The sequence below is a fragment of the Bradyrhizobium sp. TM102 genome (assembly GCF_009176685.1).
GTDB lineage: Bacteria > Pseudomonadota > Alphaproteobacteria > Rhizobiales > Xanthobacteraceae > Bradyrhizobium > Bradyrhizobium ottawaense.
This window is the reverse complement of record NZ_AP021855.1, coordinates 6,279,147-6,295,697: the sequence shown is the minus strand read 5'-3', so window position 1 is coordinate 6,295,697 and position 16,551 is coordinate 6,279,147. Positions and strand designations below refer to the sequence as shown.

The window sequence follows — 16,551 nt, the reverse complement described above, 5'->3', positions numbered from 1 at the left end:
CGGATTTCGAGATGCGAATCAGAATCTTGACGAGCGAATCAGCTCTTCAGCAGCGGATTGATCTTCTTGGCGAATTCCTCGAACGAGGCCTCACCCTTGATCTTCTCGCCGTTGATGAAGAAGGTCGGCGTCGAATCCACCTTCAGAACGTCGCTGGCATATTTCTGGTCGGCGGCGATCTTGTCGAGCAGCGCCTGGTCCTTCAGGCAGGCCTCGACCTGCTGCTGGGTGAGGCCGGCCTGCTTGCCGATCCGCGTCAGGGTCTCGGTGGTGTTCTTCACCACCCAGTCGTTCTGCTGGCGAAACAGCATGTCGGTGACGGCGAAGTATTTCGGCCCATCACCATTGGCGATGCAGCGCGACAGCATCGAGCCGGCGGCGGCTTTGATGTCGAGCGGGAACTCGCGGAAGATGTAACGCACCTTGCCGGTGTCGATGTATTCCTTCTTGATCTTCGGGAACACCTGCTCGTTGAAGGCGGCACAGTGCGGGCAGGTCATCGAGGCGTATTCGGTGATGGTGACGGCGGCATCGTTCGGGCCGAGCGCCATGTCGGGCAGTGACACGGGCTTGGTGACGTCGGCGGCGGACTGAGCCGCGGCCTCCGAGATGAACCGCAGCGGCGACAGCCCGGCGAGCGCGGCAAGCCCGGTCAGCGACAGCATCGTGGTGAAGGCGCGGCGGGTGATGATCAAGGTCGGCTCCCGAATTGGCAAAAATGTCGCCCCAGGGGGTCTATGAGGTTCCCGCCCGGGCGGCCTGTCGCTAGCTTGAAACGTAGCTTGAGGCAATGGCGAGCGGTAGAGACGGGTCCAGATTGGCCGCGAAATAAGGCTCAATTTCGCTTGATGGCGGCCCCCAGCCGCGCCAGCGCCGTCTTCAGTTGTTCATCTTCGATATCGCCCAGGCTCTCCGCCACCTTGGCCACCGATTTGGGATCGGGCGGGCCGGGCCGGACCGGTCGACGCGGGCGCGACAGTGGAGCCTGGCGGAAGGCGAGCTTGCCGACCGCGCTCCAGCCGAAGAAGCGGTTGACGCGCTCCAGGATCACGTCCGCGGAATGCTGGATCTCCAGCGCCATCGGCCCCTCGACCCGCAGCACCAGGGTCGCGGGCTCCTGCGGCTGGCCCTCCACCGGGCGCGGCCATTGCATCTTCAGCGGCTCGGCATGGGCCGCGATCTCGGGACCTGCAATCTGCGCCCACCGCGTCACCAGCTCGCGCGCCGCAAAGCCCTGCTTGGCATAGGCCTCGGCAAAGACGTCGTTGAGCAGGATGCCCAGCGGCTTGGCGCTGATCGGACCGGGTTTGGGAGGGAATTTGGACATGGGTCCTTATAGCACTTCGGCGGGCGGGCCACAGACCCGCGGCGCGTCATGGCCGGGCCTAGCCGTCCGAAGGACGGCGTCGCTTCCGCTCGCCTATGTCCCGGCCATCCCGTTCTTCCCTCGAAGAAAGGCGTGGATGCCCGCGACGAGCGCGGGCATGACGTAGAGAGGCCGGTGCATTGCCGTTACAGTGCAGGAATGAGTTCCAGATCCGTCCGTAAGCCGAAGCCGGAACCTTCTCAGCCGGAGACATCATCACGCCCGGTGGCGTTGCTTGCTTGGTACGACCGCCACCGCCGCCGGTTGCCCTGGCGTGCCGCGCCCGGCGAGACGTCGGACCCATACCGCGTCTGGCTGTCGGAGATCATGCTGCAGCAGACCACGGTGAAGGCGGTCGGGCCCTATTTCGAAAAATTCGTCGCGCGCTGGCCGGATGTCACTGCGCTCGGACGGGCCTCGCAGGATGATGTGCTGCGGATGTGGGCCGGGCTAGGCTATTACTCGCGCGCGCGTAACCTGTACGCCTGCGCGGTCGCGGTGACGCGCGAGCATGGCGGCATCTTTCCCGACACCGAGGAGAGGCTGCGTGCGCTGCCGGGCATCGGGCCGTACACGGCGGCGGCGATCGCGGCGATCGCCTTCGATCGCCACACCATGCCGGTCGACGGCAATATCGAGCGCGTGGTGTCGCGGCTCTTTGCAGTTGAAGATCAGCTCCCGCAGGCGAAACCTCTGATCCAGCAACTAGCGGCGACGCTGCTTGCAAACTCCCGCGCCGGCGACAGCGCGCAGGCGCTGATGGATCTCGGCGCTTCGATCTGCACGCCGAAAAAGCCGGCCTGCTCGCTGTGTCCGCTGAACGAGGATTGCACGGCGCGCCTCCAAGGCACGCAGGAGACCTTTCCGCGCAAGGCGCCGAAGAAGAGCGGAACGTTGCGGCGCGGAGCGGCCTTCGTCGTCACACGCGGCGAGGATCTGCTGGTCCGCGGCCGGCCCGAAAAGGGCCTGCTCGGCGGCATGACCGAAGTGCCCGGCTCGGACTGGCTCGCCGGCCAGGACGACGCGGCGGCGAAGCTGCAGGCGCCGGCGCTGAAGGGGCTGTCGCGCTGGCAGCGCAAAATGGGCGTCGTCACCCACGTCTTCACACATTTTCCGCTGGAGCTGGTGGTCTACACGGCGAAGGCCGCAGCCCGCACCCGTGCGCCCGAGGGCATGCGCTGGGTGCCGCTCGCCACCCTTGCGGACGAGGCGCTGCCCAATGTCATGCGCAAGGTCATTGCGCACGCGCTCAACCTTTCAGCGGGCTCGTCCTCCTGACAGCACGCTGGCAGCAGCGCTACGCTATCGGGGTGCGAAACGGAGGCTGCCAATGGTCAAGACCGCGCTCGACAATTTTCCCAGGCCACCCTGTGCGGAGCTGTTGGGATGGCGCCTGCTCGATGCCCGCCCCGAGGAGGGCTGGATCAAGCTCGGCTTCGAGGGCAAGCCGGAGTTCTGCAATCCCGCGGGCTTCATCCAGGGCGGCATGCTCTCGGCCATGCTCGACGACACCATGGGCCCGGCCGTGCTGGTGATGAGCGAGGGCCGGCTCTATACCACCACCATCAGCATGACCGTGAATTTCCTCAGCCCCGCCAAGCCCGGTCCGATCATCGGGGAGGCGACGGTGACGCAGCTCGGCAAGACGATTGCGTTCGTCGAGGCCAAGCTGATGGCGGAGAACGGCACGGTGCTGGCAACGGCAAGCGCGACCGAGCGGTTGCTGGAAGCGGCAAGGGTGGTGCGGTAGTCGTTACCGTCGGGGCCGTGTCGCGGAGTGCTGCGCGCAAGGCTTATACAGCGCCCGAAGTGCTTTGCCGCGCAGCAAGATGAGTTGCGGCCTCAACCCGCCGCGCGCCGCGATCCAACGCTGCACCGGCCCGGGATACATGGAGTATAGGTAATTGGTGGCGTCAGGGTCGGTAATCGTCCTTCCCTTCCGACCGAAATCCCAAGCAGCGTGGAAGCCGAGAGCGGCCTTCGAGGTCACACAGATTTTGTCAGCGGCAACTGCACCGAGAACGATGGTGCACGATGAGGCACAAAGTCCATCGATGATGACGGTCTCTCCGGAAGTGCGCAGGCGTTCATATCTGTCAACATAGGTGTCGATTAGCCCGCCACGATCGCCGGCGATCCGTATCGCCGCATGACTTGCGTGCATTTCGGCCAGCAAAATAGCCGCCGCAAGCAACCCCGCCCGGAACTTCATGATCGCAGCCTCGGTTATTCGCGTCTATCGAATGAACAAATTTCTCTCGCATCCAAGGATTGGCTTAGATCGAAGCGCACCAGCGGGCGGTTGCGGCCGCTCATGGTCTTCAGCCTCGGCCTGAAAGTGCTGGACCATCCCGGGTCTTTGAAACAGACAGGCGTTGATCTAGGTCAATTGGACGTGCACGGCGCGCCAAATGATGGGGGCAAGTGCCTGTCCCGTTGACGGCATCACCCTGCGGATAGAACCGGCACTCCAATGACGGGAGGACGCCCATGTTTCGATATGCTCTGGTTGGCTTGGCCGCAGCCGCTCTTGTCGGCGCAAGCCTTGTTCCCGATGACGCACTCGCCCGCGGCGGCCGCGGAGGAGGTGGTGCCTATCGGGGAGGGGGATTTCACGGAGGAGGCGCGCATTACAGAGGCGGTGCCGTTCACGCTGGTCGCTACGGCGGCCGCGCTCACGTCTCCCGGCCGATAGCAGGGTACCCCGTCGCACGTACTGCGGCGCGTAGAGGCGTCTACCGGGGAGCGGCATACGGAGCCGCGGCAGTAGGAATCGGAGCGGCGGCGGCTGGTGCATACGGCTACTACAACAACCGTTGCTACGATGCCTACGGCAATTGGGTGTGTTCCGGACAGTATGGATATTGATGGGCCGTGACGGAGGCGGGGCGGTTGGACAACTCTTACCGCCCCGCCTTCAGGCGCTCGCTCGCTTCGCATCTCCACTAACGATCGGCGGCTTCGCGTTCAGCGCCTCGACCTGGAAGCCCGCAACGCGCTTGTAGTTGGCGGCGATGTCTTCCAGTTCCTTCTGCGACAGCACGTCGGTGACGACCTCAAAGCCGTCGGGCGCGCGCTCTTCGACCAGTTGCATGACCTGCTCGGGTCCGTTCTTGCGGTTGAGCAGGACGAGGTCGGTGGTCGCGGGGCGGCGCTCGGCCTCATAGGCGAGCAGCGCCGCGGTCGTCGGTCCATGCGCGAGAATCTCGCGGGTGATGGTGCGGGCATCGAGGATGGCCTGCGAGGCGCCGTTCGAGCCGATCGGGTACATCGGATGCGCGGCATCGCCCATTAGCGTGACCTTGCCGAAGGTCCATTGCGAGACCGGATCGCGGTCGACCAGCGGATATTCATAGGCGTGCGGGCAGTTCTTGATCAGGCCGGGCACGTCAAGCCAGTCGAACTGCCAGCTCTCGAACCAGGGCAGGAACTCCTCCAGCCGCGCGGTGCGGTTATAGTCCTCGCGCCGCCACTGATAGGTCGGCGGCATGTGGCGCTCGGCGACCCAGTTGATCAGATGGTTGCCCGCCGCGTCCGGCGCCTTGCTGATCGGATAGCAGACGAATTTCAGGATCTCATGGCCGGCCATGATCATGGTGCGGCCGGTCAGGAAGGCCTTGGAAGGCGTGACGCCGCGCCAGAGGATGCGGCCGTTCCAGATCGGCGGACCTTCATTGGGATACAGCTTTTCGCGCGCGGCGGAATGGATGCCGTCGGCGGCGATCAGGATCGCGCCGTCGTAAGTCCCGGCGGCCTTGCCGGTTGCCCGGTCGATGAAGTCGGCGCGCACGCCATCTGCCGTCTCGGTCCAGCCGGTCAGATGGTGGCTGGTGAGGATGTTGTCGCGGCCGAGCCGCTCGATCGCGGTGTCGAGCAGGAGCTCTTGCAGCGTGCCGCGATGGATCGAGAATTGCGGCCATTTGTAGCCGGCCTCCAGCCCGCGAGGCTCGCTCCAGATCGGCTTGCCGTGCTTGGAGAAATAGGCGAGCTCGCGCGTCCGCACCCCGCTGGCGTCCAGTCTGTCCATCAGCCCGAGCTCGATCAGCTCGCGCACCGCATGCGGCAGCACGTTGATGCCGACGCCGAGCGGCTTCAGTTCCGCGACGCTTTCGAAGACTTTTGCGGGAACGCCGATCTGGTGCAGGCTGAGCGCAAGCGTCAGCCCGCCGATGCCGCCACCGGCGATGAGTACGGTCATGACAAAATCCCCCTCCGATTGACGGCGTCTTCGCACAGCCGGGCGGCGGTGGGCAACTGCGAAGAGGTCCCCTATGGACGGGGCGGCGGAGGGCCGTTAACCTCGGGCTTTCCCATGAGGTCCGACATGCTCAAGCTCTACTACGCCACCGGCACCTGCGCGCTCGCCACCTACATCACCCTGGAGGAGGCCGGCGCCGACTACGCGGCCGAGCGGCTGAGCTTCAAGGACAACCAGCAGAACAGCCCGGACTATCTCAAGATCAACCCGAAGGGGCGTGTGCCGGCGCTGGTGACGGATCGCGGCATCCTCACCGAGACGCCGGCGATGCTGGCCTATCTCGCGCAGACCTTCCCCAAGGCGAAGCTCGCGCCGCTCGATGATCCCTTCGACTTCGCCCAGGTGCAGTCGTTCAACTCCTACCTCTGCTCGACCGTGCACATCAATCATGCCCACAAGATGCGCGGTCCGCGCTGGGCGACGCAGGAGAGCTCGTTCGCCGACATGAAGGCGATGGTCCCGAAGACCATGGCCGCCTGCTTCGCCCTGATCGAGCAGAAGATGTTTCGGGGGCCCTGGGTGATGGGCGATCAGTTCACGATCTGCGATCCGTATCTCTACACCCTCTCGACCTGGCTCGAAGGCGACAGCGTCGACATCAACGCGACCCCGAAGATCGCCGAGCATTTCAAGCGGATGTCTGACCGCCCCGCTGTGCGCAAGGTGATGGACGCGCAGAAGGCGTGACAAATACGCGGTGTCGTCCCGGGCAAGCGCAAGCGCAGACCCGGGACCCATACCGCGGAATCTATCGATTGCGATCGGTAGCAATCCCGAACGAGCAGTCTTCGCCAAACCGCATCCTGTGGTTATGGGTCCCGGATCGGCGCTCCGCTTCGCTGCGCTTGTCCGGGACGACACCGTGTTTGGTGAAGCAGCATCCTACCCAGCCTTCCGCTTCTCCAGCTCCCGCCCCGTCTGCAGCATCAGTCGGCGCAGCCAGATCGAGCCGGGGTCCATCTGGGCGCGGGTCGGGTAGAACATGAACTGCTCGTCGATCCCGGGGTCGAGCGGTGGCGTCACGGTGACGAGGCCGAGCTGTTTTGACAGTGCCGCGATCAGCCGGCGCGGCACGAAGGCGACGAGATCGGTGCGGGCAGCGACGTGCAGCGCTTCGAGATAGCCTGACACGACCAGCGAGATGTGCCGCTCGATGCCCTTGGCGCGCAGCCAGGTGTCGATCAGATCCTCGTTGCTGCCTCGGATGATCACGCCGACATGGCGCGCGCCCAGGAACGTCTCGCGCCGCTTCAGCTTCGCCGCCAAGGGGTGGCCGCGCCGCACCGCCAGCGCGTCGCTGTCGACGTAGAGCAGCTGGCGGTGAAAGCCCTTGAAGGCGTTGCCGATCGAGATCACGAGGTCGATGGTGCGGGCGAACTCGGCGTGGAAAATCGCCGATCCCCGCCATGGCACGATGTCGATGCGGACGTTGGGCGCGGCCCGCGTCACCTTCTCCATCAGCGGCGGCATCAGCAGTTCGACTGCGAGATCCGGCATCATCAGGCGGAATTGCCGCTCGCTGCGTGCGGCGTCGAAGTCATCAGGCACGAACAGCCCGCGTACCTGATCGAGCGCCTGCGCCAGCGGCGCGCGCAGGGCCTGCGCCCGCGGCGTCAGCTCCATCCGCGCGCCCGTGCGCACCAGCAGCGGATCGCCGAGAATGTCGCGCAGGCGCTGTAGCGCGTGGCTGGCCGCCGGCTGCGACAGGCCCATCCGCAGCGCGGCGCGGCTCACGCTGGCCTCGCGCAGCAGGGCGTCGAGCGCGGTCAGCAGGTTGAGGTCAAGCGAATTCAAATTCATCAGGCGAATAGATATCATATTCTCTATCGATTTGAAGAATTCTGATGCTGCGGCGATCATCTCCGCGTTCCCACCAAACGGAGATGCCGCCATGAATGCGATCGCCAACAAGAAACTGATGCAGGATATTTTCGCCGCCGCCGCCAATCCCGATCCGAACGCGCGCGATCGAGCCCTGTTCGCTGCAAGCCTTGCCGAAGACGCCAAATGGGTCGTGACCGGCCAGTATTCCTGGTCGCGCACCTTCTCAGGCAAGGAGTCGATCCTCAACGATTTGCACGGCTATGTGCGCACCCGCCTGCGCGACCGCACGCGCACGGTCGCTCACCGCTTCATCGCCGACGGCGATGTGGTCGTCGTGGAGGCAAAGGGCGACAACGTCACGCCCGAAGGCGTGCGCTACGACAATGACTATTGCCTGGTGTTTCGTCTCGAGGACGGCAAGATCAAGGAGATACGCGAGTACTGCGACTCGATCCTGACCGAGCGGGCGCTCGGTTCTTTTCCGCAGGCGCCGGTGAGGGCTGGGAGCTGAGTGGATTGCGCGTCGCGTCCGCCGGCGGGTTTCATCGGGCGGAGCCGGCGATGGTCGTGCGGGCGTGGCGGGCGCTGGTCGAAACGGTCCGTATCAGGCGCGAACGGTCCCGGGCCCGGGATCAACTCGCCGCCATGAGCGAGCGGGAGCTTCTGGACTGCGGGATGACCAGGGCGGAGATCGCGTACGAGCTCCACAGGCCCCGCCGGCGGAAATAAATAAAGAGTCGAGGGTACGGCCCGCGCCTCTCCAGATATTCCAGTGCCGGCGGAACCTTCGGATTCCGCCGGCGTTTCCTTCGCTTCCGGGGCAATCGCGCCCCCGGCATTGCGCGCGTGTGGGAATTTCATGCTGGCTGGGGTTTCGGACGTCTCGACACAGGTGAACCCTGGCTTCCCTGGACTTCGTGAGCGACTGAGAGATGCGACTGCGGCTGCGCACCGGGAGCTCGATGCGCAACTTTCGTCGTTCGATCTCACCGTCTTGGCGGGCTATCGCCGCTTTCTTCAAGCCAGCGCCGGCGCGCTTCTTCCGCTCGAGGCCGCGCTCGTCGCGGCAGGCGTCGCCAGGATATTTCCGGACTGGCCGGAGCGGTCGCGCAGTGCCGCGATCGCGGCTGATCTCGGGCGGCTCGGCAGCGCCGCGCAATCCACCGTATCCGTGCCGCCGCTGACGCCCAGCGGCATGCTCGGTACGATGTACGTGCTGGAGGGCTCTCGGCTCGGGGCAAGATTCCTGCTGAAAGAGGTCGCGGAGGCCGCCGACCTGCGCATGACGGAGGCCACCAGCTATCTCAGCCATGGTGCCGGCAAGCGCCTGTGGCAGAGTTTCCTGTCGAAGCTTCAAGGCGAAGAGGCCTGCGACGAGGTCGAGGTGATCGCGGCGGCGCGGGTTGCCTTCGCCGCGTTCGAGCGGGCGGCGGAGCGGGCATGAACGAGGCGGTCAATCTCACCAATTGCGATCGCGAGCCGATCCACATTCCCGGCAGCGTGCAGCCGTTTGGCTTCATGCTCGCTGTGCTCTCGGATTTCACGATCTGCATGGCCTCGGACAATGTCGGCAGCTTTCTCGGAAGCGACGTCGCCGATCTGCTCCAGCAGCCGTTGACGAGCGCCATCTCCGAAGCCGCTGTCGAGACCATCCGCGGTCGCGTCGACTATTTGAGTGGGCCGGATGCGACCGAGCGCCTGTTCGGCGTCGAGCTCCAGGCCGGCAAACCGCTTTACGATCTCTCGATCCATTTCTCCGGCGTCTACCTCATCGTCGAGGCGGAGCCGAGCGTCCACGAGCCCGGCGTCAATTCCGGCGAGCTCGTCCGCCTGATGCTCGAACGGATCCGCAAGACGCGCGGCATGACCGAGCTCGCGCGGGAGGCCGCGCGTCAGCTCAAGGTGCTGACCGGATTCGATCGCGTCATGGTCTACCAGTTTCACCCGGACGGATCGGGCGAGGTGATCGCCGAGACCGCGGAAGCAGGGCTCGAATCCTTCCTCGGCCTGCGTTATCCTGCATCGGATATCCCAAGGCAGGCGCGCGCCCTCTACCAGCGCAACTGGCTGCGCATCATTGCCGACGTCAACGCCAGGTCGGCTGCCCTGATGTCGACCGCCACGCACAATGCGGGATTGCTCGACCTTTCGATGAGCGTGCTGCGCTCGGTCTCGCCGATCCATATCGAATATCTGCGCAACATGGGGGTGGCCGCCTCGATGTCGGTATCGATCCTGCGCGATGGCAAGCTGTGGGGTCTGTTCGCCTGTCATCATTATTCGCCGCGGTACATTTCGTTCGACAAGCGTACGGCCTCCGAGCTGTTCGGGCAGATGTTTTCCTGGATCGTCGAGGGACGCGAGCGCGAGGGCGATGTCGCCTATGAGGCGCGGGCCCACCAGGTCCAGGAGCGCTTGATCGAGATCGCTGCTTCGCACGACCACAGCCGCCGCGCGATCGTCGACTTTCTCGGCGATTACCGCAAGATGATCGACTGCGACGGCGTCGCGGTCTGGTCCGAAAACAAGATCGCGCTCGAGGGAGACACGCCGACCGAAGACGAGGTGAAGGACCTCGTCGCCTTCATCAACCGGACCTCGCCGGGCCGGATCTTCGCCAGCGCCGAGATCGCCAAGGTCTATGCCGCTGGCCAGGCTTTTCGCGACCGCGCGGCGGGTTTTCTCGCCATTCCGATCTCACGGACCCCGCGCGACTGCCTGATCTTCTTCCGGCGCGAGGTCACGCGGGCGGTGAACTGGGCCGGCGCTCCCGACAAGATCTATGACGAAGGTCCGAACGGGCCGCGCCTGACGCCGCGCAAGAGCTTCGAGCTCTGGCAGGAGACCGTGGCGGGCCAGTCGAAACCGTGGTCGGCAGCGGACATCCGCATCGCCGAGAGTCTGCGCGTCACACTGCTGGAAGTGATCCTGCAATTGTCCGACCTCGCCGCGCGCGAGCGCCGCGGCGCGCAGGAGCGGCAGGAGCTGATGATCGCCGAGCTCAATCACCGCGTCCGCAACATCCTGAGCCTGGTCCGCGCGCTGGTGGCGCAGAGCAAGGACACGGCGATGAGCGTGGAGGAGTTTGCGAGCGTTCTCGGCGGTCGCATCCAGGCGCTGGCCCGCGCCCATGACCAGATCACCAACCTGAACTGGGCGCCGGTGGCGCTGCGGACCCTCCTCGAATCCGAAGCCGGCGCCTATCTGGGGGCGCGCGCAGGCCGGGTGAAGATGGGCGGGCCGGACGTCGCGCTCGATCCCAAGGCGTTCGCCACGCTGGCCCTCGTTGTCCACGAGATGATGACCAATTCCGCCAAATACGGCGCGCTCGCCGATTCCACCGGCAGCGTGGAGGTAGTCTGGCGCCTCGATCCCTCGTCGAGCCTCGTGATCGAATGGAAGGAAAGCGGCGGCCCACCGGTGCAGCCACCGTCGCGGCGTGGCTTCGGCACCACGATCATCGAGCGCTCGGTGCCGTTCGATCTCAAGGGCGATGCCGAAATCCGCTTCGACCTTCTGGGCGTGCAGGCGACGTTCGTCATTCCCCCCAATTTCGTCGAGCTGGTGCCGTCGATAGCAGGAGCCGCCATGCGTCTTGAGGAACAGCAGTCCAGCCGACCCCGGATCTCCGAGACCGCGCTGATCGTCGAGGACAATCTGATCATCGCAATGGCGGCGGAGGTCATCCTGCTCGATCTCGGCGCGCGTCATGTCGACACCGCCGCGACCGTCGACCAGGCGCTGCGCTCGATCGAGCGGACCCGGCCGAGCTTTGCCCTGCTCGATCTCAACCTCGGCAGCGAGAGCAGCATCAAGGTGGCGCAGAAGCTGAAGGAGATCGGCGTGCCCTTCATCTTCGCAACCGGCTATGGCGAGCGCGCGCCGCTTCCGGTGGATCTGGCCTCGGCGCCGGTGGTTCAGAAGCCGTACACGCTGGAAGTGGTCGAGCACGCGCTCGGCAAATTGCAGCAGGCTGGCGCCCAATAGTCGTTCGTCCTGTGAACGCATGCAGCTCTGCGCATCCCGCTCGGGATTCGTACGCGAACTTTGCATAGCTGCTGACAAAAGCAGCAGTTTTCGCGCCCGCAGATCCAGATCGCGCGAAAAATTTGAAGGTTCAATTAACGAGTGTCCCCCATTGTGTCGCAGTGCAGCGTGGGTCGCAAAGACGCGCGGCTGCCAGGGTGGTCGTGAAATTGTTCGGCCGCTCGAAGTGAAATGCATCTGGGTGGACAGTGGGAATGCCGAAGTTTCGTTTGCGGATCAGGGGACGCCTGTACGCAGGCTTCATGGCCTTGGTGGTGGTTGGTCTCGTGATGGCGGTGGTTGCCGTCTGGAATTTGCGGGCGGTGCAGGATCAGGTCGCAAGACAATCCGCACTTTCGGACAGCACGGCGCGGGTTTTGGAGATATCGACCCAGCTTCAGGCGATCCAGCGGGCCAATCTGCGTTACGTCTACGACGCCAACGAGCCCGCGATGAAGGAGGCGCAAGAGCGGGAAACCGCGGCGACCGAGCTGTTGCGGGTCGGCGCCAAGGGGACGCTCTCGGAGGATCGACGAGCGCTCTACAACGGCCTCATCGACGACATTGCCAAGATGCGACGCCTGCGTGACAATCTCGGCGACGCCGTCAACGAGGCGAGAACGGGCAAGGCGACGTTGCTGCCGAGCGGCGAGGAGCTGGCCGTCAAGATGGGCAAGCTGGTCGATGCGGCGCGCGCCGCCGTCGACGAAGACACCGCGGCCCTCGTCGCCGACCTCGAATCCAGGATCCTCCTTGTTCGGGTCGCGAACTGGCGTTTCCTGGCGCTGCGCGACGCGCAGGGACCCGCGAATTTCAGGGCGAGCGTAGATAGGGCGGCGCAGCGGCTCGCGGCTCTCGAAAAGAGCCCGCAGGCGGCGGAATTGCGCTCCACGCTCGCGCCGGTGAAGACCTCGCTCGGAATCTACAAATCGGCGTTCGAGACGACCTCCGCCGCGATGCTTCAGGCCGACGAGATCTACCACAAGAGCCTCGCGCCCCTCATCGTCGACAGCGTCGGCAGGCTCAAGGCCGCGGAAGCGACCCTGAAGAAGGACTATCAGGAATCGCGTACGACCGCCGAAGCCGTGATCGCGGGCACCACGACCATTCAGGAGATCGCCGGTGGCCTCGCCGTCCTGTTCGGCTGCATCGTCGCCTTCCTGATCGCCCGCGGCATCGTCGGTCCGCTGGCCTCGATGACGCGCGCGATGGGGCTGATCGCGGGCGGCAATCTCGAGGTCGAGATCCCCGGCCGCGGCAAGGCCGACGAGATCGGCGACATGGCCAAGGCGATCCAGGTGTTCAAGGACAATATGGTCGAGACCGAGCGACTGCGCGCCGAGCAGACCGAGGTCGAGGCGCGGCAGGCGGAAAGCCGCAAAAAGGACATGGTCAGGCTCGCCGATCAGTTCGAGCAGGCGGTCGGCGAGATCGTGAACACCGTGTCGTCGGCATCGAACGAGCTCGAAGCCTCCGCCGGCACCTTGACCACGACCGCCTCGCGGGCCCAGGACCTGTCAACGGAGGTCGCCAGCGCCTCGCAGGAGGCCTCGGCCAATGTGCAGGCGGTTGCCTCGGCGACCGAGGAGCTCTCCTCCTCGGTGTCGGAGATCGCCCGCCAGGTGCAGGAATCCGCCCGTATCGCGGTCGAGGCCGTCGGTCAGGCGAGCAGGACCAATGACCGCGTCGGCGCGCTCTCCAAGGCCGCCGCGCGGATCGGCGACGTGGTCGAGCTGATCAGCACCATCGCCGGCCAGACCAACCTCCTGGCGCTGAACGCCACCATCGAGGCGGCGCGCGCGGGTGAAGCCGGCCGCGGCTTTGCCGTGGTCGCCTCCGAGGTCAAGGCGCTCGCCGAGCAGACGGCGAAGGCCACCGGCGAGATCGCCCAGCAGGTCTCCGGCATCCAGGCCGCGACGGAGGAATCTGTCGGCTCGATCAGGGAGATCAGCGGCACCATCGAGCGGCTGTCGGAGATTTCGTCGACGGTCGCGGCCGCCGTGGAGCAGCAGGGCGCGGCGACGCAGGAGATTTCCCGCAACGTCCAGCAGGCGGCCCATGGCACGCAGAGGGTGTCGTCCAACATCGGCGACGTGCAGCGTGGCGCCTCCGAAACCGGATCGGCCTCATCGCAGGTGCTGTCGGCGGCGCGCTCGCTGTCGGCCGACAGCAACCGCCTCAAGCTCGAAGTGGCCAAGTTCCTGAACTCGGTCCACGCCGCCTGAATCTCAAACGCAAAAGGCCACGCGCATGCGCGTGGCCTGAAAAAGAACGGCGCGGTGCGATCAGGCGACCTTGGTCGCCATGTGCTTGAACATGTTGGCGCGTGCCTCGTCGTCCATCTCGGCCTTGAAGCTGAACTTGTCCTTCAGCGCGATCGCGCGTGCCGCCGCCGGCCGCGCCGAGATCTCGTCGACCAGCCGCTTCACGTTGGGGTAGCGCGCGAAGGCGTCGTTGCCGAGCTTGAACGGCAGCATCCGCGCCCAGCCCCACAGCGCCATGTCGACGATGGAATAGCTGTCGCCAACCATGTAGCCGCGCCCTTTGAGGTGACCGTCGAGAACCTTGTAGTGGCGATCCGTCTCGTACTGGTAGCGGTTATGGGCGTAATCGTGGTTCTGGTCCTTTGGCGCAAAATGCTTGAAGTGCACGGCCTGACCCGAATACGGCCCGACGCCGGTTGCGATGAACATCAGCCATGACAGCGTCTCGCCGCGCACGCTCGCGGCGGGCAGGAACTTGCCGGTCTTCTCGGCGAGATAGAGCAGGATGGCGTTGCTGTCGAACACGATGGTGCCGTCATCGTCGATCGCCGGGACCTTGGCATTCGGATTGATCTCGAGGAATTCGGCCGTGAACTGCTCGCCTTTGCGGGTGTCGATCTTCACCGGCTCGAAGGGCAGGTCGGACTCCTCCAGATAAAGCGCGACCTTGGTCGGGTTCGGCGATCCGTTGAAATAGAATTTGAGCATCGATCTCCCCAGTGTTTTTGCAAGGCGCGGACGCAGCGTCATTGCCGTGCGGCCTGTCTTGCCCGAACCCGTTGCGGGAGGGCAACCGGCGAGTTTGCCGGGCGGTATCTGCGCGCCACGCAGATCAGCCGGCGTAACAAAGGCCGATTGCCGCCGTAACGACCATCGCGGCGCCGACCGCTTCCAGCCGCAGCCCGAGCCGCGTGGCCAGATGCATGTCGGAGGCCCGCGCCGCGCGCTCCGATCCGCGCGCGTAGCCGTGAACGATGACGTCGTGATTGAAATTGTCGTGCGCCTCGTTGCTGCTGGCGAGCCCGACAGAGATCACGAGCACGCCGAACAGCGCGAGGCCGAAGAATCCGAGCAGGGCTATCAGGAACATCGGAAACATGCCGAGCAGGAAGATCGGCAGCAGCGGCACCAGCAGCAATGTCTCGGACTGTCGTCGCATGGGGCCCACCGTCAGGACGGGGCTGATCGGGCGAATCTAGTCCTGGCGGGGGCGGCTTTCAACCACCACTGCTGTCATTCCGGGGCGCGCCTCTTGCGCGAGCCCGGAATCCATTGGGCCGCATGTGCTGTGGTTGGGTGGATTCCGGGTTCTCGCTTCGCGAGCCCCGGAATGACGGCGGAGAGGATCACTCCGCCGCCATGCCGGCGCGGATTTCGGCGCGGAGCTCGTCGATCAGCTTGAGGCCCTTCTTGGTCTCGATGTGCCAGAAGGTCCAGCCGTTGCAGGCCTGGGCGCCCTGCGCCACCGCGCCGATGCGGTGGATCGAGCCGACCTTGTCGCCGAACATGATGGCGCCGTCGGCACGGACCAGCGCGCCGAGCTTCTTCTTGGCGTCGAACAGCTTCGTGCCGGGCATGATCATGCCGCGCTCGATCAGTTCGGAGAACGCGACCCGCGGCGCTTCGCGCGCGGTCATGAACGGGGCAAGGCTTGCTTCCGGCAGCGGCTCGACCGCGGCGATGCGGGCTTCGGCAGCCTTGGCATACGTCTTGTCGCGCTCGAAACCGATATAGGAGCGGCCGAGGCGTTTGGCCACGGCGCCGGTGGTGCCCGTGCCGTTGAAGGGATCGATCACGAGATCGCCGGGCTTGGACGAGGACAGCAGCACGCGCGCGAGCAGGCCTTCCGGCTTCTGCGTCGGATGCACTTTCTTGCCGTCGGCGCCCTTGAGGCGCTCCTCGCCGGTGCAAAGCGGGATCAGCCAGTCGGAACGTGCCTGCACGTCCTCGTTCGCGGCCTTCAGCGCCTCGTAATTGAACGTGTAGCCCTTGGCCTTTTCGTCGCGCGCGGCCCAGATCATGGTCTCGTGCGCGTTGGTGAAGCGGCGGCCGCGGAAATTCGGCATCGGGTTCGACTTGCGCCAGACGATGTCGTTCAGGAGCCAGAAGCCGAGGTCCTGCATGATCGCGCCGACGCGGAAGATGTTGTGATAGGAGCCGATCACCCATATCGTCGCCGACGGCTTCATCGCGCGGCGGGCGGCAAGCAGCCAGGCGCGGGTGAAATCGTCATAGGCGGAGAACGAATCGAACTTGTCCCAGTCGTCGTCGACGGCGTCGACATGGGATTCGTCGGGGCGCTTGAGATCGCCCTTGAGCTGGAGATTGTAGGGCGGATCGGCGAACACGAGGTCGACCGAACCAGCCTGAAGCTTCGACATCTCGGCGACGCAATCACCGAGGATGATGCTGTGCGAAGCGGACTCAAAATTTGTGCGGGGCGCCCTTGCAGACGCCCCGCGACGCGACACTACCATGACTCAAGAACTCTGACTCAGGCGACGCTGTCGGCGACGCGGGACCAAACAACCGACTGACCGTTACAATGAAGCGGCAAAGTAAAAATCGACTTAACCCGCCGCTTTCGTGAGCAGGCCTCGCATCGCTCCCCGCGTGCGGTTCACTGCGCGCACTCGCCGTGTTTTGCAGTGTATTTCGCGTTTCGTCGCGTTGCGGGAGCGATCATGGCTCTAAAAAGGCGCCAAATTTCTCTCGGAAAAAATTGCTCGACCCTCGGAAAAAATTGCTGGCATCGGCATGCTGTCGCACTAGGCAATAATTGCCGAGCGGGATATTGATAAAAGCAACGGAAA

Annotated in this window: 16 protein-coding genes; 8 read left to right on the top strand and 8 right to left on the bottom strand. The window is 65.0% G+C overall.

Annotation, left to right across the window (positions count from 1 at the left end; translation table 11 throughout):
* Positions 1 to 38: 38 nt before the first annotated feature.
* Together GDN70_RS29890 and GDN70_RS29885 are read right to left on the bottom strand one after the other, a co-directional pair.
* Entirely contained in the window at positions 39 to 695 is a 657-nt protein-coding gene (locus tag GDN70_RS29890; RefSeq protein ID WP_038972146.1) for a DsbA family protein, read from the bottom strand.
* Between the two features lie 140 nt (positions 696 to 835).
* Positions 836 to 1,327: a DUF721 domain-containing protein gene (locus tag GDN70_RS29885; protein ID WP_028141692.1), complete on the bottom strand. Its 492-nt coding sequence runs from the start codon at positions 1,325 to 1,327 to the stop codon at positions 836 to 838.
* Positions 1,328 to 1,525: 198 nt separating this feature from the next.
* Here GDN70_RS29885 and mutY point away from each other — a divergent pair, with 198 nt between their 5' ends.
* Complete coding sequence (gene mutY / locus GDN70_RS29880) at positions 1,526 to 2,644, top strand: A/G-specific adenine glycosylase (protein ID WP_095426915.1); 1,119 nt, start codon at positions 1,526 to 1,528, stop codon at positions 2,642 to 2,644.
* A 52-nt stretch (positions 2,645 to 2,696) separates the two neighbouring features.
* Entirely contained in the window at positions 2,697 to 3,116 is a 420-nt protein-coding gene (locus GDN70_RS29875; protein WP_038948304.1) for a PaaI family thioesterase, read from the top strand.
* A 3-nt stretch (positions 3,117 to 3,119) separates the two neighbouring features.
* Here GDN70_RS29875 and GDN70_RS29870 read toward each other — a convergent pair whose 3' ends face one another.
* Positions 3,120 to 3,578, bottom strand: a complete 459-nt coding sequence (locus GDN70_RS29870) for a hypothetical protein (protein ID WP_028141689.1) — start codon at positions 3,576 to 3,578, stop codon at positions 3,120 to 3,122.
* Between the two features lie 705 nt (positions 3,579 to 4,283).
* The gene (locus GDN70_RS29860; protein ID WP_152103378.1) at positions 4,284 to 5,564 is read right to left on the bottom strand and encodes a flavin-dependent oxidoreductase; all 1,281 of its coding nucleotides are present in this window, start codon (positions 5,562 to 5,564) and stop codon (positions 4,284 to 4,286) included.
* 126 nt (positions 5,565 to 5,690) lie between these two features.
* Here GDN70_RS29860 and GDN70_RS29855 point away from each other — a divergent pair, with 126 nt between their 5' ends.
* On the top strand, positions 5,691 to 6,311 hold the full coding sequence (locus GDN70_RS29855; RefSeq protein ID WP_152103377.1) for a glutathione S-transferase family protein: 621 nt from the start codon (positions 5,691 to 5,693) through the stop codon (positions 6,309 to 6,311).
* A gap of 195 nt (positions 6,312 to 6,506) precedes the next feature.
* On the opposite strand, the gene GDN70_RS29850 is transcribed toward GDN70_RS29855, so the two are convergent.
* Positions 6,507 to 7,424 carry a LysR family transcriptional regulator gene (locus GDN70_RS29850; RefSeq protein WP_152103756.1) on the bottom strand — a complete coding sequence of 306 codons (918 nt, stop codon included), beginning with the start codon at positions 7,422 to 7,424 and terminating at the stop codon, positions 6,507 to 6,509.
* A gap of 91 nt (positions 7,425 to 7,515) precedes the next feature.
* Here GDN70_RS29850 and GDN70_RS29845 point away from each other — a divergent pair, with 91 nt between their 5' ends.
* The 5 genes from GDN70_RS29845 to GDN70_RS29825 all read left to right on the top strand — a co-directional run bounded on the left by GDN70_RS29845 (position 7,516) and on the right by GDN70_RS29825 (position 13,699).
* A complete protein-coding gene (locus GDN70_RS29845; RefSeq protein WP_038972141.1) occupies positions 7,516 to 7,959 on the top strand; it encodes a nuclear transport factor 2 family protein in 444 nt (147 codons plus the stop codon).
* Between the two features lie 50 nt (positions 7,960 to 8,009).
* Complete coding sequence (locus tag GDN70_RS29840) at positions 8,010 to 8,177, top strand: DUF1127 domain-containing protein (RefSeq protein ID WP_152103755.1); 168 nt, start codon at positions 8,010 to 8,012, stop codon at positions 8,175 to 8,177.
* Between the two features lie 130 nt (positions 8,178 to 8,307).
* A complete protein-coding gene (locus GDN70_RS29835; protein ID WP_152103376.1) occupies positions 8,308 to 8,892 on the top strand; it encodes a biliverdin-producing heme oxygenase in 585 nt (194 codons plus the stop codon).
* Positions 8,889 to 11,435, top strand: a complete 2,547-nt coding sequence (locus tag GDN70_RS29830; RefSeq protein ID WP_152103375.1) for an HWE histidine kinase domain-containing protein — start codon at positions 8,889 to 8,891, stop codon at positions 11,433 to 11,435. Before GDN70_RS29835 ends, GDN70_RS29830 begins: the two co-directional genes overlap by 4 nt.
* A 254-nt stretch (positions 11,436 to 11,689) precedes the next feature.
* A complete protein-coding gene (locus tag GDN70_RS29825) occupies positions 11,690 to 13,699 on the top strand; it encodes a methyl-accepting chemotaxis protein (RefSeq protein WP_173015889.1) in 2,010 nt (669 codons plus the stop codon).
* Between the two features lie 60 nt (positions 13,700 to 13,759).
* Here the strand turns inward: GDN70_RS29825 and GDN70_RS29820 are convergent, their stop codons facing one another.
* From GDN70_RS29820 to GDN70_RS29810, 3 genes are all read right to left on the bottom strand, one after another.
* The gene (locus GDN70_RS29820; protein ID WP_038972137.1) at positions 13,760 to 14,446 is read right to left on the bottom strand and encodes a glutathione S-transferase family protein; all 687 of its coding nucleotides are present in this window, start codon (positions 14,444 to 14,446) and stop codon (positions 13,760 to 13,762) included.
* Positions 14,447 to 14,570: 124 nt separating this feature from the next.
* Positions 14,571 to 14,897: a hypothetical protein gene (locus GDN70_RS29815; protein ID WP_028141679.1), complete on the bottom strand. Its 327-nt coding sequence runs from the start codon at positions 14,895 to 14,897 to the stop codon at positions 14,571 to 14,573.
* A gap of 187 nt (positions 14,898 to 15,084) precedes the next feature.
* The gene (locus tag GDN70_RS29810; RefSeq protein WP_028141678.1) at positions 15,085 to 16,215 is read right to left on the bottom strand and encodes a site-specific DNA-methyltransferase; all 1,131 of its coding nucleotides are present in this window, start codon (positions 16,213 to 16,215) and stop codon (positions 15,085 to 15,087) included.
* Positions 16,216 to 16,551: the final 336 nt, after the last annotated feature.